This is a genomic window from Rhizobacter sp. P3_C12 (genome assembly GCF_056402735.1).
Window position 1 is genome coordinate 1 of sequence record NZ_JBFUGW010000016.1, and the last position, 19,483, is coordinate 19,483.

Sequence of the window (19,483 nt, forward strand, 5' to 3'; positions counted from 1 at the left end):
CCGGGTGGTGGTGCGTGCCGAGGCGGCGGTCGTTGCTCCACGGGGCCGGCACCTCCAGCGCCTCCTTGACGACGGCCGATTGCAGGGCATCGAGCAGGTCGACGCGCAGCGGCACCGCGTGCCCGCGCAACGCGGCCAGCGCGGCGGCGCTGCGCTCGAAAGCCAGCAGGTCGGCGGTCGACAGCGGCACCTGCGCACGGCGCAGCCGCGCCACCATCGTCGCGACCGCGCGATCGCCGGCCGGCCGCAGCCCGTGCTGCCACACCCACTGGTAGTACATCGGCGACGGCAGCCCCGCGGCATAGCCGCCGAGCGCATCGACCTGCCGGAACTCGAACGGCACCAGGTAGCAGCCGGCGGCGCGGTCGTCAGCCGGTTGCGGCACCTCGGGCTCATCGGTCACTGGGCCCCCCTCCCGTTCGCCCTGAGCCTGTCGAAGGGTCCCTTCCAGCGCCGGCTTGTGCCAACCGCCGCACACCACCAGCACGCGCTCGAAATTGGCGGCCGCCCACGCGATCCACTGCGCCATGTGGGCCTCGCGCGCCTGGTCCTGCGGGGTGCCGGCCTCGTCGCCGCGCAGCTCGGCGAAGTACAGGTCGAGCTTGCGCGACAGCTCGTCTGGTGCGGCGTCGGCGGGCTGCGATTCGAACAGGTGATCCCACAGCGCGTCGTCGCTGTCGCAGCCGAAGCGGCGGCACAGGTGGTCGACCACCTGCGCGTAGCGCGAGCGCGTGTTGCGCTGAGCGGCGGTGCGGCGCTGCGCATCGGGCAGCGCGCGGTAGCGCCAGTGCGGCAGGTCCATGAAGCGCAGCGCCGCGCCCACCGCCTGGCCCTCGCGCAGCGCCACCCACTCCGGCGAGTGGTCGAGCAGCGGGAACCAGCACTGCGCCGCCTGCCCGTCTTCGTTGGCGTAGCTGTACAGCGCGAGCGGCAGTTCATGGTCGAGCAGCAGCTCGCCGAGGCGCGGGTTGAAATCGCTCGGGCCTTCGATCAGCACCGCCTGCGGCCGCTCTCGCGCGATGACCTGCGCCACCAGCCGCGCGCAGGCGGGGCTGTGGTGGCGCACGCCGACCACGCGGACGGTGCCGGTCGGCATCATTCCGGCAGCAGGTGCCGCGCCGCGTGGAAGGCCTGCCAGTGCTCGCCCTTGCGGCGGCTGGCGCGCTGCTCGATGTAGCGGCGGATCTTCTTCAGGTCGTCGGCGTTGTCCTTCGCGGCCGCGCCGGCCAGCGCCTCGACGATGTCGGCCGGCTGGCCGGCATCGCCGCGCAGGTAGTGGCCGCGCAGCGCCACCGCATGCGCGACGCTCACCGCCTCGGCGGTGCTGACGACGGTCGACAGCCGCTCGCCGGCGTTGCCGTCCTTGTCGAGCCCGGTGCGCAGCTCGCGGAAGGTGGTGACCAGCACCTCCAGCACGTCGTCCGACGGCTGCACCGCAATCTGGTCCTGCGCCAGCAGCCGCGCCAGCTCGGCGCGCACCAGCGCGAGCTCTTCGTCGTAGTCGGCGATCGGGAACACCGTCTCGAACGCGAAGCGCCGCTTCAGCGCGGCCGACATCTCGTTGACGCCGCGGTCGCGGGTGTTGGCGGTGGCGATCAGGTTGAAGCCCTGCGCGGCGAACACCGCGTTGTCGTCGGCGAGCTCCGGCACCATCAGCAGCCGCTCGGAGAGGATCGACAGCAGGCCGTCCTGCACCTCCGGCGGGCAGCGGGTGATCTCTTCGAAGCGCACGATTCGGCCGTCGCGCAGCGCGCGGTACAGCGGCGACGGCACCAACGCGCGCGGGCTCGGGCCTTCGTTGAGCAGCAGCGCGTAGTTCCAGCCGTACTTGATCTGGTCTTCGGTGGTGGCGGCGCTGCCCTGGATGGTCAGCGTGCTGGTGCCGCTGATGGCCGCCGCGAGCAGCTCCGACAACAGGCTCTTCGCGGTGCCGGGCTCGCCGACCAGCAGCAGCGCGCGGTTCGAGGCCAGCGTGACCATCGCGCGCTCGAGCAGGCTCGGCGCGCAGACGATCTTGCGGCGGATGCCGGGCGCGCCGCCGATGAAGCGCATCACCGCCTTCATCGACAGCCGCCAGCCGGGCGGCACCGGGCCGCTGTCGTGCTTCGCGAGCTGGGCCAGCTCGTCGGCGTAGAGCTGCTCGGCGGGCGGGCGCTGGCTTCGGATGGCAGTGGTGCGGTCGGTCATGGCGAGGGCTGTGAAAGCGCTGGGTTCAGCAGGTCGATGTCGCGCAGCATCTCGCTGGCGGACACCGGGTCGAGTGCGTCGAACGATACCGCTTCAACGGTGCCTTCGGCCGAGCGGCGCGCGAGCGTGAGCCACTCGAGCGACTGGCGCGGCTCCATCATGCCGCCGGCGACGAAGATGCCGGGGCTGAAGCGCAGCGTGATGCGCAGGCCGCCGGGCGCGTCGCGCGCGTACTCGCGGACCATGCCGCCGTCTTCCGCGCCGCCGCGCTCCCAGCCCTTCGGGTCCAGGCCGATCACGGCGCCGGTCGCGACATCGCGGTTCTCGAAGCGCTTGACCGTGCTCTGCTGCCGCTCCTGCGGCGTCAGCGCGTAGGTCTCGCGCTGCAGCTGCTTGAACGGCTGCAGGATCTCGTAGTCGCCGAACAGCTGGCCGAGCTGCGCCTTCGCGGGCGCATCGAGTTCGAGCACGTGCAGGATGCCGATCTGCGCGGCTTCGGGCAGCGCGAGCCGTTCGTCCGCCGCATCGGCGAGCGTCCAGTCCTCGGCCACGCGGAAGGGTTGGCGCAGCGTGCCCCCGTCGTAGGTGGCCCAGGCCAGGCGCGTCGCCAGGTGGCGCATCAGCGGATGGGCCAGGAAGAAGCGCCGGAACTCGGGCAGCGGCCAGCGCCTGGCGTTGCGCATCGCGCGCTCCAGCCGCGTGATCTCCAGGCTGGCGATGGCGCGCACGTCCTTCTTCAACTGCTTGAAGCGCTCGGCCGCCGGGCCGGCGAGTGCGGCGTCGTCGGCCTTCAGCGGCTTGGGCAGGTCTTTCAGGCGCAGGCCGCGTGCGTCGCGCACGACGGGCTTCAGGGTTTCGTCGAAGTTGAGGGAGAAGGTGCGCGGGCCGAAATCGAAGACCGCCGCATCGGGTTCGTCGAGGCCGAGCGTCGGCGCCAGCCGGTCGCCGAGTTCATCGAGCGTGAGCCCACGCGCATCGGCCACCGCCGAGATCATCCCGGCGGCGCGCAGCTGCACGCGCTTGTGCCGGCCCTTGGTGGCCTGCGTGTTCAGCAGCATCAGCGCCACGTCGGTGCCGATGGCGGCCAGCAGGTCGAGCGCGGACTCGGCGCGGCCGCGGGTGCCCGGCGCGCCCGCCCAGTCGTTGATGCGCGGGATCAGGCGGCGGGCCGTCTCGTCGTTGCCCAGCAGGCCCAGCGTGCGGAAGGCCCAGCTGTCCTTGCCGGGCGCACCGGCCGCGATCCACGCGTCGCAGAGGTCCCAGGCGAACTCGGCCAGGCTCGCGGGCGTGCACGCGGCCTGCACGAGGGCGACGCCGGGGTAGGGCGCATCGGGCCGGCCGATCATCAGCATGCGCACGAGGTGCCCGGTGGCCGCGGCGCTGAGCGCGCCGCCGGCCTGCAGCTGCGGGCGGCGCATCGTGGCCACGTCGCAGAAGGGCGGCAACGGCGGCATCTCGCCGGGCAGGATGTCCAGCGGGTCGGTGGCGAGCAGCGCGGTGACGGCCTGGGTCATCGCCTCGCCGTAGACCGTGGCGGCTTCGAGCAGCGCGATACGCCCGCCTGCTTGCTCCGCCCTCCAGCGCAACGCGTGGCGCGCATCGTCGCGCTCCGCGCTGTGCTGCGCCGCGAACGCCGCGGGCAGCGCCCGCAGCATCACCGTGCGAGGGAACTTCGCGATCCACTCCGCGGCGCCGCTGCGGTGCATGCGCGACTGCCGCAGCAGCTTCGCCATGCGGGGCACCAGCCAGGGCGTGTCCATCAGCAGCGCGATGCGCGGGCCCTTGCCCTGATGGGTCGACAGGACCGCCACCATGCCGGGGATCGCTGCCACGCCGAAGCGGGCGAGGATGTGTTCGGCGTCGAGGCTCCATGGGCTGAGCATCCAGCGCTCGGGCGGGAAGCTGTTCCACAGCGTGAGCTGCGCGGCCTGCGGCGCGTCGAGCAGCAGCGACATCGAGACGTAGCTCGCCGAGGTGTCGCCGTCCTGCAGCGGCTGGCCTGCCAGCAGGCGCTGCGCGCCCGCATCGGTCAGCTTCAGCTCTGCCGGAAAGCCGTGCGCATCGCGTTGGGGGTTCAGTTGGCGTGCCGAGGATTTCATGCGCTCCAGCAGATCCTGCTGCCACGCCAGGGCCTCGGGCGTCGCGATGACGGGGACGTCCAGCACCGGCAACTGCCCCGGCCGATCGGCGCGCAGCCACGGCGGTTCGCGCAGGATGGTCGGCAAGGCCTCGTCGGGTGCTTCCACCGGATTCAGCGCCGCCACCGCGCTCTCGAAGCGGCTGCGTAGCGCCGGCTCCAGCGCTTCCAGCGCGGCCGGCAAGGCCTCCGGCCACTCATGCGCCAGCCGCAAGGCCCAGGTCTCGGCGGCCCGGCTGCGCCCGGCCATCGCATGGCGGATCACCGTGAACAGCACCGCCACCGGATGGGTCTTCGCCAGCTTCTCCAGCGCGTCGCGCACTTTCTTGTGGTCCGACTGCGCCGCGAGCAGCGGCAGCAGGCCGGGCACCCGCATCTGCGCCGCGAGCTTGAGGGCCTGCGTCGCGAGCTTCGGGTCGCGCGACGTGAGGCGCGTGCGGATGAACCAGGCCAGCACCTCCAGTGCCGCCTCACCGTGCAGCTTCAACTGCAGCAGCATGCCCTTCGTCAACGTGGCATGGTCGAGCCAGGGGTGTGCCGCGGCATGCGCGAGAAAGTCGGCCGGCTGCATCGCGGACCAGCCCAGCACTGCATGCCCGTAGGGCTCCTTGCTGTGGGCAGCCAGCCATTCGGCCGTCCACTCGCCGAGGTGCGCAAAGACGAAGGCGCAGGCGCGGCCGGCCGGCGAAGAACCCGTCCTGCCGCGCTGCGCCACCGCGAGCGCGGCCTCGTATCCGGCCTCGTCGGCGCAGGCGACCGCGTCACGCAGCGGCTCGAAGCGTGCGAACCACTCCGCGTAGGCCTGGGGCAAGGTGCCTCCCAAGGCGGTTTCGAGCGCCATGGCGGGGCTCTGCGGCGCCGACGGTGCGGGTGCAGGCATGTGAACGCCGCGCATCACCGGCAGCAGCGCCAGCCACTCCGGCGCCCACTGGAAGCCGCCGCCGGGCCAGACCAGGCCGAGGGGCGCCTTCTTCATGGCAGCGGCGCCAGCAGGTCGGCGTCGCGCAGCACCTCGCTCGCGATGATGGGGTCGAGCCGCTCGAATTTCACATGGCCTTGCTGGGCCCAGGTGCCGGCCTGGCGCAGCACGATCTTCGGGATGCGCTGCTTCGGTTCGTAGCTCAGGTCGCCGATCACGGTGCCGGGGTCCAGTTCGAGCTCGACCTCGAGCCCGCCGGCCACGCGCTTCGTGAACCAGCCGACCCAGCCGCCGTCCTGCGCGGCGCCGCGCTCCCAGCCGCGGTTGACCAGGCCCATCACGCTGCCGGTGGCCACCGTCTTCTGCTCGAAGCGCTTCAGCTCGGTGCCTTGCAACTCATCGGGCGTGAGCCGGTAGGTCTCGCGGCCGAGCTGCTTGAACGGCTGCAGGATCTCGTAGTCGGCGAACACCTGGCCGAACGCGGCCTGCATCGGCGCCGGCATCTCCAGCACGTGGACGATGCCGACGTTGGCGTCGTCGGGCAGCGGGGTCTGCACATCGTCGCCGTCAGCGAGCGTCCAGTCCTCGGCGACGCGGAAGGCGCTGGCCAGCGTGCCGGCCGGATCGTCCTCGCGGGCTTCGTACACGCCCCACACCACGCGCGCCGCCAGGTGGCGCATCAACGGGTGTTCGAGGAAGAACAGCCTGAAATCGGCCGCCGTCCAGCGGCGCCGCTCGACCATGCTCATCTCGAGCCGCGTCACCTGCAGGCTGGCGATGGCCTTGGCGTCCTTCTTCAGCTGCTTGAAGCGATCGGTTGCCGCCTCGGCCAGCGCGGCGTCGTCGCTCTTGATCGGCTTCGGCAGGTCTTTCAGGCGCACGCCCTGCGCATCCTTCACGAACGGCTTCAGCGTCTCGTCGAAGCCGACCAAGAAGCGGCGCGGCCCGAAATCGAGCGCCAGCGCGCCGTGCTCGTCGAGCCCCAGGTCGGGCACCAGCCGGTCGGCCAGCTCGGCGGCGCTGAAGCCGCGCGCCTCGGCCACCGTGGCGATCTTCTCCTTTGCGCGGTCCTGCAAGGCCTTGAACTTCACCTTGCCGGCGATGCCGTTCAGGTGCATCAGCGCGACATCGCTGCCGATCGCGGCCAGCAGGTCGAGCCCGGTGACCGCGCGCTGGTGCGCCGATTCGCCGGGCCACTCGCGGATGCGCGGTGCGAGCCGGCGCGCAGTCTCGTCGTCGCCCAGCAGGCCGAGCGCGGCGAAGGCCCAGCCGTCCTTGCTGGGCGCGCCGGCGGCGATCCAGGCCTCGAACAGGTCCCACGCGAACTCGGCCAGCGAGCTCGGCGTGCAGAGCTCCTTGACGATCGCGAGGCCGGGGTAGGGCGCTTCGAGCCGGCTGATCGCGAGCATCGAGCCGATGTGCTCGATGGCGTTGGTCGGCAGCGCCTCGCCGCCATCGCGCAGCAGTGGGCGGCGCAGGGCCGGCGCGACGAAGAACACCGGCAGCTTCGGCATGCGCGCGGGCAGGACCAGCAGCGGGTCGGCATCGAGCAGGGCCTGCAGCGCCTGTTGCATGGGGGTRCCGGCTGTCGTGTCGTATGAAGCCGCAATCTCGCGGGCGCGCGCCTCGAAGCCGTTGGCCACCAGCCAGCGCAGGCCGAACTGCGCGTTCTCGCGCAGCGTGCGGTCCGTGCCGAAGGCGAGCGGCAGGGCCTGCGCCAGCGCGGTGTCGGCGTGGGCGCGCAGCCAGGCCATCGCCGGCGCCTTCGCCTTCTTCAGGTTGCGCAGCGCATGCAGCGCGATCGGCACGAGCTGCGCGCTGTCGACATCGATCGCGATCGGCAACCCGGCCTCCGGGTACGACTGCACGTAGCCGATGAAGCCCGGCACCGCGGCCTCGCCATGGCGCGCGAGGATGGCGCGGATCGGCGCGCTGTTGTCGCTGAACGAGTACCAGTATTTCGACGGGTAGCTGCTCCACAGCGCGAGCGCGGCGGCCTCGGGGAACAGCAGCACCACTTCGGGCGTCTGGCCGTAGAAATAGGTCTTCGTGATCTTGAAGTCGTCGGGCAGCAGCAGCTGGCCGGCCATCACGCGCACCTGGCCCTCGGGCGTGATCTGCATCTCGTTCAGCGCGTAGCCGGTCGGGCTCGGCGACTGCTTGCTGCGCCAGGGGTTGACCTGGTGGGCCGCATGCCGCGTGCGTTCATCGGCGGTCCATTCGATGCGATCAGGCGTCGCACCGGCCGCGATGTCGAGCGTCGGCAGATCGGTGGCGCGCGCCTTGCGCAGCCATGGTGGCTCGACCAGCAGCGGCGGCAACTGCTCGGGCGACGCCTCGGCACTCTGCAGTGCATCGAGCAGCGCCTGGAAGCGCTCGCGTTCGCCATCGGCCAGCGTGGGCAGCGCCTGGGCCAGCGCGGCGGGTTCGCGCAACGCGAGCCGCACCGCCCAGCCTTCAGCGAGCCGAGAGCGCGTGGCGAGCGCATGACCGATCACGCACTGCAGCGTGGCGGCCGGGTAGCGCTCCGACAGCTTGTCGAGCGCAGCGCGCGCGTCCTTGCGCTCGATCAGCTCGGTCAGCAGCGAGAGGCTCTGCGGCAGGCGCATGCGCAGCACCAGCGCGGTGAATTTCTCGCTGTTCTCGCGGTCGTCGGCGCGGCGCAGCAGGTCGGCGAGCAGCTCGAAGGCGTCGGCGCCGTGCAGGTGGATCTGCAGCACCAGCGCGCGCTCCAGCTTGTAGTAGTACGGCGCGGCCGCCTGCAGGTAGCGCCGCATGGCATCGGCCGGCACGACGGTGTCGCGCAGGTAGAGATCGTCGTCGGCCGGATCCTCGGCCATGCTGGCGAGGGCCCAGTCGGTGCGATGCGGGCAGAGCACGGCGCGCAGCAAGCGGTCGAGCGGCGTGGCAGCGGCTTGCCGCTCGAGCGTGGCGACGGCGGCATCGTGCACGGTGTCGTCGGCAGCGGCGATCGCGGCGCGCAGCAGCTTGAACTGCGAGCCGATGACACGGCTCAGCGCGAACGCGTGCGGCTGCGAGCCACGCGCCAGGTCGAGTGCGGTTTCGATCATGAACGGCAGGCCGTGCAGCGCGATGCCGACCTGAGTGGCCCAACTGAGGCCATGCGTGCCGTAGATGTCGCCCTGGTGGAGGACGTTGCCGTGCATGCACTGGGCGCACAGCTCCAGCCAGAAGTCCGGGTCGGCCTGCGCCAGGCGATCGGCGCCGGTGTGGTCGGGGAAGGTGGCGGCATTCCACTGCGTCCAGTCGCGGTTCAGTTGCGAGGCCAGCGCGGTGAACTCCGATGTGCGGTGGCTGTACTGGAGGTCGCGCACGGTGACGGGCGTGGCGAGCAGGCTGCGGCCATCGGGGAATGCCGGTGCATGGATGCCGCGCACCACCGGCATGGCCTTGCGCAGGGCGTCGTTCCACTCGAAGCCGCCTTGCGGCCACTCGATCGGTGCGGTGTCGGCGGCGGGCGGCGGTGGGGTCTTCGGTGTTGCGGGCGGGGGCAGCGCAGCAGCGGCCTTCGGAGCGGCGGGCGCCGCAACGGGCGCAGCGACCGCCGCCAGCGTCGCCCCGGCAGCCACGCCGGCCTCGCGATAGCCCTTGCCGGTCTTTTCCTTCACCAGCGCGTCGTGCTCGGTCTGCGCTGCGGCGGCGCTCGCGAACGACTTGGTCTTGGCCTGGCCGTTGGTGCCGATGCGGCCGAAGCGCACCGTCACATCGCTGCCGGCCACGGCCACCTCCCAGAACTTGCTCGATGTTCCCTCGACCAGCTCGAATCGGCGCATGCCCCGCGTCCTTCCTGTCTGCTGCGTACAGCAGCGGACTATATCGGGGCACTACCTCACGGCGAGTGCGTAGCGCAGCTCGGACTTCGCGACGTTGTACACGCCGAAGTCGCAGCTGTAGACGGCCCACGCCTCGCTGGTGTCTGCGGCGCTGGTGGTCGAGGACCAGTAGTAGTCCGAGACGATGAAGTTGTCGAACACCGCGGGGCCAGTGACCGCCGTGCTGGCCTGGTACTGGCCATTCAGGTACGAGGCCTGCGGGAAGGTCGGCGCGCGGTCCGACAGGCTCAGCATCTCGGCGCGGTTGGGCAGGCGCCACTGTCCGGCGGCCGATCCGTCGGCGAGGCCGCATTGGCCGCTCGCGAGCGCGTTCACCGCCGCCAGCGCCCCCGACCAGGGCTGCTGGATGCAATCGGCCTTCTTCAGCCAAGTGAGGCCCGTCACCGTGTCGGCCAGCGTGCCGTCGCCGTTGTCGATGAAGCGCGGCGAGGTGAGGGGCGCGCCGGTCTGCAGGGCGGCATCGTCGGCAGTGCCGAACGAGCCGCCGCCGATGCCGGCGTACACGCCGGTGGCCAGCAACTGCACGGCGCCGGCGGCGCCCGAGCGCACCGCCCACAGCGAATTCGCCGAACCGGCCTTCACGTTGCTCATGCCGCCGTCGGCCGCATTCGCGCCGTTGATCCAGCGCCCGTCGCTGAAGCGGATGGCCATCGCGCTGCTCGTCAATGCCATGTAGGTGGTCGAGCTCCAGTACGCGTTGGCGACGGCAATGCCGGTGAACGGATGGCCGCTCGCCACCGCCGGGCCGGCCTGCGACACGTCGACCAGGCTCTCCAGTTCGTTCGCGTTCGGCATGCGCCATTGCCCTGCGGCCGAGCCGTCGCTCAGGCCGCAGGCGCCGCTGGCCAGTTGCGCGGCCTCGGCGAGCGCCGTCGGCCAGTCGGTCGCGTTGAAGCAGCCGGCGTTCTTCAGCCACACCAGGCCGGTCAGCGCATCGGTGACGGTGCCGTCGGCGTTGTCGATGAACCGGGTGCCGGGCCATGCGACGCCGTGCGCGAACGAGCCGTCATCGCCGGCCGCGAAGCTCGTTGACTGCCCGGTGCGCGGCAGGCTCGCCATCCGGTCGCCTGCGCGCGAGGCGGTGAAGTCCGCGTTCGCGACATCGTGCGTCGGCAGTGTCGCGAAGCGGATCACGGTGCGGTAGAGCCCGTTGAAATCCATCTTCGTGACCGAGCCGGCCGCGTCGCCGACCGACGGGTAGAAGGCGAGACCGGCCTGCTGCGCGTAGACCGCGTAGTCCGCATTGACGCCGGCGCTCAGCCCGGCGATCGCATAGCGGCCGTCGGCATCGGTGGTGGCAGTGCGGGTCGTGTGGTCGTTGTGGTGGAACACGGTGACCCGCACGCCCTGGATCGCCACGCCATGCTTGTCGGCCACCACACCCGACACGGTGCTCGTCGCGGGTGCGTTGCCCATCGAATTTCCGACCGAGCTGTCGCCCATCGCAGTCGTGGTACTGCCACTGCTGCCCCCACCCGAGCCGCCGCATGCGGCCAGCATGCCGAGGGCGGTGCCGATCAACAACTGCCTGATCCGTTTCATCGCCACGTCCCTTGTGCGCAGGTGCCCGCGTCCGGGAATGGACCCGGGACTGCGGACATATCGGCCGTTTCGGCCTGCGGCTTGATCGACAAGCGGCACGCAGCGTGAAGCGCTTCACCCATTGCGCGGCGGCGTTGCTGGCGCCCGACCGCCGGTCGCTCGCTCCTCTCGGTTGATGATGGAAATGCGGGCGTGTGCTGACTAATCTGTGGAGGCCCTCCTACCAGCAGCATCAAGGAGATTCGCATGGGCACGTCACGCAGCAGTCATGGCGGTGGATCGACGCCTCACGGCAGGCTGGCCAAGCCCTTGTGCAGCACGCCGCCGCGGCCCAGGCCGAAGCTGTCCGATGCGGTGATGGCCGATCCGCGGCGTGCCGCGGCGATCCTGTCCGGTCGCTCGAAGTGGGCGAACCGCACGGTGCTGCACTACTGCTTCTTCAGCGGCGGGTCGCACTTTGCGGTTCCGAAGTCGCAGGCCGATGCGGTGCGTCACGCCTTCGACACCTGGAAGGCGGTCGGCATCGGCCTGGAGTTCGTTGAGGTCGATTCGCTGAGCGAGGCGGAGGTGCGCATCGGTTACTCGCTGGCCGATGGCAGTTCCGCATCGGCGGTGGGCCGCGACGTCCTGAAGATCCCGCTCACCGAGCCGACCACCGTCTACGGCTGGGACCTCACGACGCCGTACGGCCGGGGCACGGCATTGCATGAGCTCGGCCACGTGTTCGGCATGGAGCACGAACACCAGAACCCGTTCGCCGGGATCAAGTGGCACGAGGAAGCGGTGTATGCCTCGCTGGCGGCACCGCCGAACAGCTGGTCGCGTGCGACCACCTTCCACAACATCCTCGAGAAGCTGGACACGCAGCAGGTGCAGGGTTCCGCCTGGGATCCGGACTCGATCATGGAGTACGAGTTCGAGCCCGGCCTGATCGACGAGCCGCAGAAGTACGACCTGGAGGGCCTGGTGCCGCCGGGCACGCTGTCGAGTGCCGACAAGACCTGGGTCGTGAAGTGGTACCCCGGCAATGCGCCGGTGCCGACGGTGCTGCAGCCGTTCCAGTCGATCGCTGCCGACCTGGCGGCCGGCCAGCAGATCGATTGCACCTTCAAGCCGACGGTGTCGCGCAAGTACACCATCGCGACCAAGGGCGCGACCGACACCTTGCTCGCGCTGTTCGAGGAAATCGGCGGCAAGCCGAGCTTCCTGGCCGCCGACGACGACAGCGGCGAAGACCGCAACGCGAGCATCACGTACAAGCTCTTCAAGGGCCGCACGTACCACGTGCGCCTGCGGCTGTACCAGCCGGGGCAGTCGGGGACGACGTCGTTGATGGTGACCTGAGCGTGAAGCCCCGGCGATCGGGCGCCGGCGAGCTGGTTCAGTAGTAGACGTACACCGTCACGACGGACACCACGGCGGCGTCGTACGTGGAGGTGGCGGTGAAGGTCAGCGCGACCGGTGTGCTGAAGGCACTGGTATCGAAGGTGTCGACGAGGATGCGCGACGCGCTGATGGTGTCGATCGTGACGCCGATGCCGCCGTAGTACACCGTGGTGCCGCTGCCGCTGACCGAGGTGCCCGCGACCTGCAGCGACCACACGACCGGCTCGCTGGCATCGAGCTGCAGCGAATCACCGGCCCAGACCGAGATGCTCTGCGACGAGCCGGAGTGGATGTGCCCGCTGCTGAGCGGTTGCCCCGCGACGATGATGCCGATGTCGAAGGTGACGCTGCCGTCGTCGCCACCGCCACCGCAGGCGGTGAGGGCGAAGGCCAGGCAGGCCGCGGCGGCGAGCCGCGACAGGATTCGGGTGACGGGGTGCATGGGCGCATCCGGAGTCGTTGATGGGGCATCCAACGGCTCGGGAGGGTGGTGTGTTGACCGGCGAGGTGTAACGCTTGGAAGGTCGAGGTGCCGGCCGAATTCAAGCCCCGCGTCGCAGGATGTCGGACAGCCATTCGCGATGGCGTGCCAGCGAGACACCGGCACGCTGATCGAGCGCCGAGGCGTGTCGTGATGTGGGCGGGAACTCGAGCGTTTGCCGCCGGCCGCCTTACGTCGAGGCGATGCGAACGGTTTTCCCGATGAGACGGGACTAGCCCGTGCATGGCGCTTTCGATCTGCCCGACGAACAGTGCGACCTCGTGCTTGGCGTCTGCATCGTGGTAGCGAAAGTCTTGCTCGGGCACTTCGGCCACCTGCGCCAGAGCATAGGCAATTGGGCGACAGCGAGCTTGCGGGGCTGCTTGTTTTGACCGGCGATGGGGCGGCCGGTGGTTGGGCGACACCCACGGGCTGATCAAGAGGTATTGGAAGTTCGGGGATTTGAATCCCGAGAAGTGGCTGTCTTCTTGCCAGCCCTCCGAGCCACGGCCTGAAGCGCCGCCAACTTCTCATCAACCCGAGCTACCAACTCCGCCGCGCTGAGTTGCACTCCTGCCGCCAGCTTCCACAGCACGCTCACCGACGGCTGCTTCTTGCCAGCTTCCATCATCGTGATGTACGGCCGGTCCAACTCTGCCGCTGCTGCGAGTCCTTCCTGCGTCATCGTGAGCTCGTTGCGTCGCTCCTTCAGAACGACGCCCAGGGCTTGGACGAGGAGGTTATTTCGGCTGGGACGCATCGGCGCGACTTTGTCTGTCGCGTTGCCTTAAGACACGTGTCAATTGATAGCATTCGCGACGAGATCCGTTCGCTGGCAGTTCGCGATCGGCCTTTGGCCCTTTGCCAACCCAGGTGCCTCGATGCCCGAACTCCTCATCAACTTCATCACCCTCCGCCCCACCGTCAACCCCACGCACCGCGCGATCACCCACGTCGGGCTGATGTTCAGCTGCGTCGGCTCGCTGATGTGGCAGCTGCAGGTGGTCACCGCCATCGAGCTGATCGATTCCGGTGCGCAGCGCCTCTACTTCATCGACCCGATCTCCTGTCGCCGTCGTGAGGTGAAAGTCGAGCGCTCCAGCGGCCGCAGGCCGCATTTGCGCGCGTGGAAACGGACCGGCTGGACCGACGACCTGCTGAACCTGCCTTCGCTGGTCTACCCGCCGCACTGCGAAGGCGCCTTTCCACCGCCGCGGCCCACCCCGCGCGCGCCTTGCAACGAACGGAACATTGCGTAGCAACCTCGGCGGCGCGCCGTCGCTAGCATCCATCGAAAACACAGGGAGGACCGTGCCATGGCACTGATGGAAGAAATCACGCTGCGCAAGCTGGAGATGCTGCTCGCCTACATGGAGAGCAGCAACCTGCGGCGCGCCGCCGAGCAACTCGACGTGAGCACGGTCAGCGTGCACCGCGCACTGCATTCGCTCGAAGACGCGCTCGACTGCGCGCTGTTCCGCCACGAAGGCCGTGATCTGCTGCCCACCGAGGCAGCCCGCGTGCTGGCCGATGCCGCGCGCGCCGCGCTGAAACTGATCGGCGACGGCGTGCAGGCCGCGCGGGAAGCCGGCGGCTGGTCGGGCGCACGCATCCGCATCGGCTCGCTCTATTCGCTGGGGGTCGAGACGGTGCCGCGGCTCGTCGCCGACATGCGGCAACTGCGCCCGGACGTGCAGGCCGAACTGGTGATGGGCTCGAATGCCGACCTGCTCGCGCAGCTGCGCGCGGGCACCACGGATGCCGCGCTGATGGCGATCCCGCCGGCAGAGCCGGACATCGAATCGCTCGCGCTGTTCGAAGACCCGATGTATTTCGCGGCGCCAATCGGCTCGCGCTATGCCCGCCTCGGCGCGGTCGACCTGCAGGCCTGCGCCAACGAACGCTTCATCACGCTGCGCAAAGGCTTCGTCACGCGCGAGGGTTTCGACGCCGCGTTCCGCAACGCCGGTTTCGTGCCGAAGCTCGCGATGGAGGTCGGCGACATCTTCACGCTGATCCACCTGGTCGGCGGCGGCCTCGGCTGCACGCTGCTGCCGGGCCGCGTGCGCGACGTGCTCGGCGGCAAGGTGGAGCTGATCCCGCTGCAGTCGCGCTACCAGGTGCGCCAGCGCATCGGGCTCAACTACCTGCGGGCGAGGCAGCGCGACCCGAACCTGGTCGCGCTGGCCTCGGCCTGCCGCCCGGTGCCCAGCCTCGCGGCCTGACGGGCGGCGGAGCTCAGTTGGCGGTGCGTGCCGACGCGGCCTGCGCCGTCATGGCCTTGTCCTGCAGGCGGGCCAGTTCGTTGCGGTATTCCGAGCCGCTGCGCCATTGCTTGTACTGCGCCAGGCGGCTGGCGATGTCGGGACGCGTCGGGTCGAAGCTTTCGCGGCCGGCGGCGGCTTCCAGACCGGCACGCTGCCACAGCGCCAGGTCGGCCTGCACTTCGGCGCGCGTCAGCGTCGACGGCGTGTTGTAGGCCGAGTTGGCGGCGGTGTCGGTGTCGGCGCGCGCGGCTTGCGACAGCACGGTGAGGCCCAGGGCGGCGATGCTCAGTGCGAGGGTTGCTTTCATGATCTCGGTACCTTTCACGTATGGGTTGGTAGTGAAGGCATCTTAGAAATCTGACCCGCACAGGACCCTGTCGCGCAGATGACGTTTTTGTCAGGTGGCGGTCAACGTGAAACCGAAGGTGTTGCGCCCGGCCTGCGAGCGCGCGAACACCGAGCCGCGGTGCATCAGCGCGATCGCCTTGACGATCGCGAGGCCCAGCCCGTGGTTGCCGCCCGGGTTGCGGCGCGCGCTGTCGACGCGGTAGAAGCGGTCGAACAGGTGCGTGAGGTGCTGCTCGTCGATCGGGCCACCGGGGTTGCTGACGGCCACGCGGATCTGCTCCGGCGCGTCGAGCAGGCGCGCGACCTCGACGACGATCTCGTCGCCCGGCGTCGAATGCTCGATCGCGTTCTGCAGCAGGTTGCCGAGCGCCCGCCGCAGCAGCGCCGTCTCGACGCAACCGCGCTCGTCGCCCTGCACGCGGATGCGCACGCCGCGCTCGTCGAGCAGCGCATCGAGGTAGTCGGCCACCTTGTGCACCTCGTCGGCGATCGAGGTGTCGGCATGGCGCGAGGCGGCCGCGCCCTGGTCGGCGCGCGCGAGGAACAGCATGTCGTTGACGATGCCCTTCAGCCGCTCCATCTCCTCGAGGTTGGAGCGCAGCACCTCCTCCAGCTCGTCGGCGCTGCGCTCGCGCGTCAGCATCACCTGGGTCTGGCCGATCAGGTTGGTGAGCGGCGTGCGCAGCTCGTGCGCCACGTCGGCATTGAAGGCCTCCAGCTGCTGGTAGGCCGTCTCCAGCCGCGCCAGCGCGCCGTTGAACGACGCGGTCAGGTCGCACAGCTCGGCGGGCATCGGCTGCAGGTCGAGCCGCTGCTCCTGGTGGTTCGGGTCGAGCGCCTGCGCCTGCCGGCTCAGCCGCTGCAGCGGCCGCAGCCCCACGCGGGCGATGCCGTAGCCGAGGAGGGCCACCGCCAGCACGCCGACCGCACCCAGCCCGATCAGCGCGAAGCGGAAGTCCTCCAGCGTCTGCAGGAAGCGCAGCGGGTCTTTCACGAGCACCAGCGTCACCGCGGGCCGGTCGCCGTCGGCGGGCAGGTGGCGCGTCCACGTGAGCAGCTTGCAGGGGTGGCCGGGCTCGTCCAGCTCGCCGAAGCCGCCGGCCATCGCCAGCGCCTCGATGTCGGCGCGCCGCGGGCCGTAGCGGAAGGTCGAGTCGTCGCTGACGACCCACAGCCGCACGTCGCTGCGCTCCATCTCCAGCGTGTTGAACTTCGGCGTGAGCCACAACCGCCACTGCGATTCGTCCTGCACGCGCAGCACGATCGACTCGGCCCAGCCGGCGCGCAGCCGCATCTCGCCGCGCACCTGCTCCATCATCCCGCCGTTCAGCATGCGGTAGAGCGCCCAGCCGCCGACCAGGAACACCACCGCCGCGCAGCCCGCGAACATCAGCGTGAGCCGCACCGCGAGCCGGCGCGTCATGCCGTGCCCTCCGCCGCGCGCGCCTCGAGCACGTAGCCCATGCCGCGCATCGTGTGCAGCAGCTTGAGCGGGTAGGGGCCGTCGAGCTTGGCGCGCAGCCGCTTCACCGCGACCTCGACGACGTTGGTGTTGCTGTCGAAGTGGATGTCCCACACCAGCTCGGCGATCTCGGTGCGCGACAGCACCTGGCCCGGCCGGCGCGCCAGCGTGGTCAGCAGCGAGAACTCCTTGGCGGTCAGGTCGATGCGGTCGCCGCCGCGCTGCACCTTGCGGCCCAGCAGGTCGAGCACCATGTCGCCGATGGTGATGGTCGTCGGCTCGGTCTGGCGGCTGCGGCGCGAGAGGGCATGCAGCCGCGCGCTCAGCTCGAGGAACGAGAACGGCTTGACCAGGTAGTCGTCGGCACCGTCCTGCAGGCCGCGCACGCGGTCCTCGATGCCGTCGCGCGCGGTCAGCATGATGATCGCCACCTGCTTCACGCGGCGCACGTCGCGCAGGATCTCGAAGCCGTCGATGCCGGGCAGCATCGCGTCGAGCACGATCACGTCGTGCCGGCCCTCCAGCGCCGCGTGGCGGCCGTCGATGCCGTTGTGCTCGACGTCGACGACGTGGCCCTGCTCGGTCAGCCCGCGGCGCAGGTAGTCGGCGGTTTTCGGTTCGTCTTCGATGATCAGGACGCGCATTCCCCGGAGTTTAGTGACGCCGCCCGGGCCGCTGGCTGACGCCTGGATGACAAATCTGTCATTTATGACAGCCCCTCGCCCGGCGGGTACGCCGGTCGATCCCCCGGGGGGATGCGGGCCGGCTTGGGGCGGCCCGGCGCTCGGCCCGCTTGCGCAGGGCCTTTGGCGTCAGGGTGCCGCGAACGTCACCTGCGTCGCGACGATCCGCGTGCCGTCCAGCGACGGCACGCCGGTCACGGTGGCGCGCCGGCCGTCCGCCAGGTCGCCCGCCACCCCGCCGCTGAACGTGGTGCCATCGTCGAACACCACCGGCGTGTTGCGGATGCGGAAGCTGCGCGCCGCCGCGTCGAGCTCCTGCACCGCGCCGACCAGCGCGAAGCTCGCGATCGCCGGCACGCTGTCGTCGTGCACGATGACGCGCGCCGCCACCAGCGTGCCGGCCAGCGTGGCGCCGAACACGCCGACGCGCGCGCCCAGCGCCACCTTGGCCTCGTCGCCGTCGAAGTGCGCACCGACGGCGTCCACCGCGATGCCGTTCACCTTGAAGCTGCGCGAGCTGACGATCTCGGTCACCGTGCCCTCGACGCGCGCCACCGGGTGGTCGCTGAGCATCAGGTCGGCGGTGCGCACCGAGGTGGCGGCCAGTTGCGCGTTGTCCGGCAGCAGCCGCACGCTGAGGAAATCGCCGATGTCCGCCGGCGGCACCGCGTTGCCGGCCACGCTGCCGACGCCGATCACCTCGCTGCCCAGCGTCAGGCTCGGGGCCTGCGGATCGCGCGCCGCGACCACGCCGCGGATCTTGTAGAACGACGCATCGGGCAGCTGCTCGACCCGCGTGGCCGCGTACTGGCGCGTCAGCGGGTCGTACTGCGAATACACCTGCACCGTCATGCCCGGCACCAGCGCGCTGAAGCCGCCGGCCAGGCTGCCGTCGTACAGCGTGCGCGCGCCGACGATCACCGTCTGGCCGAGCACGACGAAGCTGCCGGCGACCGCATCGACCGAGGCCACCGGCCCGACCAGGTCGCTGACGACGCGGATCGCCAGCGCCGTCGAGGTGGCCTGCGTGCCGCTGGTGTCGAGCGTGCCGCCCTCGACGATCACCGTCATGCCGAGCTTCAGCTGGTCCTTCGTGAGCAGCGCGCCCTGCTCGTCGCGGATCTCGGCGCTGTCGTCGTCGAAGCGCACGTCGTTGACGAAGATCGAGCCGAGCCCGCTGATCGGGCCGGACGCGATGATGCCGGTGCCGCCGCTGTCGACGCCGCCGCCGCAACCGGCCAGGTGGGTGATCAGCAGCGCGGCGGCCAGGAGCCCCGCGGTGAGGCGGCGGCGGGGCGAATGGCTCGAGGGGCGGTTGTTCACGATGGGTCGGGCTCGTCGGGTGAAGGGGCTGCCGCCGCGGGCGCATCGGCATGGAAGGTGTACAGGCCGATGCGGACCCGGCGCAGCGGCGGGTCGCCGGCCTGGTGCGCGCGCTCGTCGGCGTCGATCATGTCGGTGAGCTGCGGCACCAGCGCGGCCATCAGCCCGCGCCATTGCTCGGTGACCAGCCCGCGCAGCTGCGCGACCGAGTCGGCGCCGAGGCCGTCGGCGAACAGCGCCTGCTCGAAGTGGGGCGGCTTCTCGCCGGCGCTGCCGGCCGCGAGGTTGGCGACCGCGGCCGCCAGGTGGTCGCCGACGTTGTGGCCGACGAAGCCGAGCAGGCGCGACTGGTCGGCGCTCGGCACGAAGGAATCGCGCTCCAACGTCACGGTGTCGGTCACCGGGTCGAAGCTCGCGAGGCCGAGCCGGCACAGCTCCTCGAGCAGGCTGCGCGGGTGCACGTCGCGCGTCACCGAGCGCGCCAGCTCCTCGAAGCTCGGTGCCTTGCCCTGGCGCGGCAGCGCCTTCGGGTGGCCGTCCTTGTCCTGCAGGCGCCGGCTGCCCATCCACTTCGTGAAGACCTGGGTGGCCGGCGAGCTGCGCGCCGGGGCCTCGGCCGACGGGGCGTGCGTGATGCGCGTCACCTCGCGGCGCGTCAGGCCGGTGGTGGTGCTGATGCGGCTGATGTCGCGGCTCGCCTGCGCGCCGGAATGCGCCTCGCGCGCGGCCGCCACCAGCGATCGCTTCAGCGCCTCGGCCAGCAGCGGGAAGCCGTGGCCCCGGTCGAGGCACAGCTGCGCCAGCGGCAGCAGCAGCCGCTCAAGCGCCTGCTGGAAGGCAGCCTCGGTGTCGTCCGGCGTCGTCATCTAGGGCCTGTCAATGTGCAACATGCAC

The 19,483-nt window shown here is 70.6% G+C and carries 15 protein-coding genes; 3 read left to right on the top strand and 12 right to left on the bottom strand.

Annotated elements, in window-relative coordinates; genetic code table 11:
• The 5 genes from AC1DXV_RS04830 to AC1DXV_RS04850 all read right to left on the bottom strand — a co-directional run.
• A partial coding sequence (locus AC1DXV_RS04830) for a DUF5682 family protein (RefSeq protein ID WP_477932674.1) occupies positions 1-1,096 on the bottom strand: 1,096 nt, incomplete at its 3' end.
• Positions 1,096-2,187: an ATP-binding protein gene (locus tag AC1DXV_RS04835; protein ID WP_477866134.1), complete on the bottom strand. Its 1,092-nt coding sequence runs from the start codon at positions 2,185-2,187 to the stop codon at positions 1,096-1,098. The genes AC1DXV_RS04835 and AC1DXV_RS04830, both read right to left, overlap by 1 nt.
• The gene (locus AC1DXV_RS04840) at positions 2,184-5,300 is read right to left on the bottom strand and encodes a DUF4132 domain-containing protein (RefSeq protein WP_477866132.1); all 3,117 of its coding nucleotides are present in this window, start codon (positions 5,298-5,300) and stop codon (positions 2,184-2,186) included. Before AC1DXV_RS04840 ends, AC1DXV_RS04835 begins: the two co-directional genes overlap by 4 nt.
• Entirely contained in the window at positions 5,297-9,037 is a 3,741-nt protein-coding gene (locus AC1DXV_RS04845; RefSeq protein ID WP_477932676.1) for a WGR and DUF4132 domain-containing protein, read from the bottom strand. Before AC1DXV_RS04845 ends, AC1DXV_RS04840 begins: the two co-directional genes overlap by 4 nt.
• Positions 9,038-9,088: 51 nt before the next feature.
• Positions 9,089-10,639 (bottom strand): Lcl domain-containing protein, encoded by a 1,551-nt coding sequence (locus AC1DXV_RS04850; RefSeq protein ID WP_477866128.1) that lies wholly within the window; start codon positions 10,637-10,639, stop codon positions 9,089-9,091.
• Positions 10,640-10,885: 246 nt separating this feature from the next.
• On the opposite strand from AC1DXV_RS04850, the gene AC1DXV_RS04855 reads away from it, so the two are divergent.
• On the top strand, positions 10,886-11,983 hold the full coding sequence (locus tag AC1DXV_RS04855) for a zinc metalloprotease (protein ID WP_477866126.1): 1,098 nt from the start codon (positions 10,886-10,888) through the stop codon (positions 11,981-11,983).
• Positions 11,984-12,020: 37 nt separating this feature from the next.
• On the opposite strand, the gene AC1DXV_RS04860 is transcribed toward AC1DXV_RS04855, so the two are convergent.
• Complete coding sequence (locus AC1DXV_RS04860) at positions 12,021-12,467, bottom strand: hypothetical protein (protein ID WP_477866124.1); 447 nt, start codon at positions 12,465-12,467, stop codon at positions 12,021-12,023.
• 475 nt (positions 12,468-12,942) lie between these two features.
• Positions 12,943-13,266 carry a helix-turn-helix domain-containing protein gene (locus tag AC1DXV_RS04865; RefSeq protein WP_477866122.1) on the bottom strand — a complete coding sequence of 108 codons (324 nt, stop codon included), beginning with the start codon at positions 13,264-13,266 and terminating at the stop codon, positions 12,943-12,945.
• A gap of 121 nt (positions 13,267-13,387) precedes the next feature.
• Here AC1DXV_RS04865 and AC1DXV_RS04870 point away from each other — a divergent pair, with 121 nt between their 5' ends.
• Both AC1DXV_RS04870 and AC1DXV_RS04875 read left to right on the top strand, forming a co-directional pair.
• Positions 13,388-13,765 (top strand): hypothetical protein, encoded by a 378-nt coding sequence (locus AC1DXV_RS04870; protein ID WP_477866120.1) that lies wholly within the window; start codon positions 13,388-13,390, stop codon positions 13,763-13,765.
• A gap of 57 nt (positions 13,766-13,822) precedes the next feature.
• Positions 13,823-14,731, top strand: coding sequence for a LysR family transcriptional regulator (locus tag AC1DXV_RS04875; RefSeq protein WP_477866118.1), 909 nt, complete (start codon positions 13,823-13,825; stop codon positions 14,729-14,731).
• A gap of 13 nt (positions 14,732-14,744) precedes the next feature.
• On the opposite strand, the gene AC1DXV_RS04880 is transcribed toward AC1DXV_RS04875, so the two are convergent.
• The 5 genes from AC1DXV_RS04880 to AC1DXV_RS04900 form a co-directional block, all read right to left on the bottom strand.
• Positions 14,745-15,080, bottom strand: coding sequence for a DUF4148 domain-containing protein (locus tag AC1DXV_RS04880; protein ID WP_477866116.1), 336 nt, complete (start codon positions 15,078-15,080; stop codon positions 14,745-14,747).
• A gap of 90 nt (positions 15,081-15,170) precedes the next feature.
• The gene (locus AC1DXV_RS04885) at positions 15,171-16,544 is read right to left on the bottom strand and encodes a heavy metal sensor histidine kinase (RefSeq protein WP_477932678.1); all 1,374 of its coding nucleotides are present in this window, start codon (positions 16,542-16,544) and stop codon (positions 15,171-15,173) included.
• The gene (locus AC1DXV_RS04890) at positions 16,541-17,227 is read right to left on the bottom strand and encodes a heavy metal response regulator transcription factor (RefSeq protein WP_047500027.1); all 687 of its coding nucleotides are present in this window, start codon (positions 17,225-17,227) and stop codon (positions 16,541-16,543) included. The genes AC1DXV_RS04885 and AC1DXV_RS04890 overlap by 4 nt, the downstream gene beginning before the upstream one ends.
• Positions 17,228-17,395: 168 nt before the next feature.
• Positions 17,396-18,589 carry a DUF5666 domain-containing protein gene (locus tag AC1DXV_RS04895; protein WP_477932680.1) on the bottom strand — a complete coding sequence of 398 codons (1,194 nt, stop codon included), beginning with the start codon at positions 18,587-18,589 and terminating at the stop codon, positions 17,396-17,398.
• Complete coding sequence (locus AC1DXV_RS04900; protein ID WP_477866112.1) at positions 18,586-19,455, bottom strand: DUF6502 family protein; 870 nt, start codon at positions 19,453-19,455, stop codon at positions 18,586-18,588. Before AC1DXV_RS04900 ends, AC1DXV_RS04895 begins: the two co-directional genes overlap by 4 nt.
• Positions 19,456-19,483 lie beyond the last annotated feature (28 nt).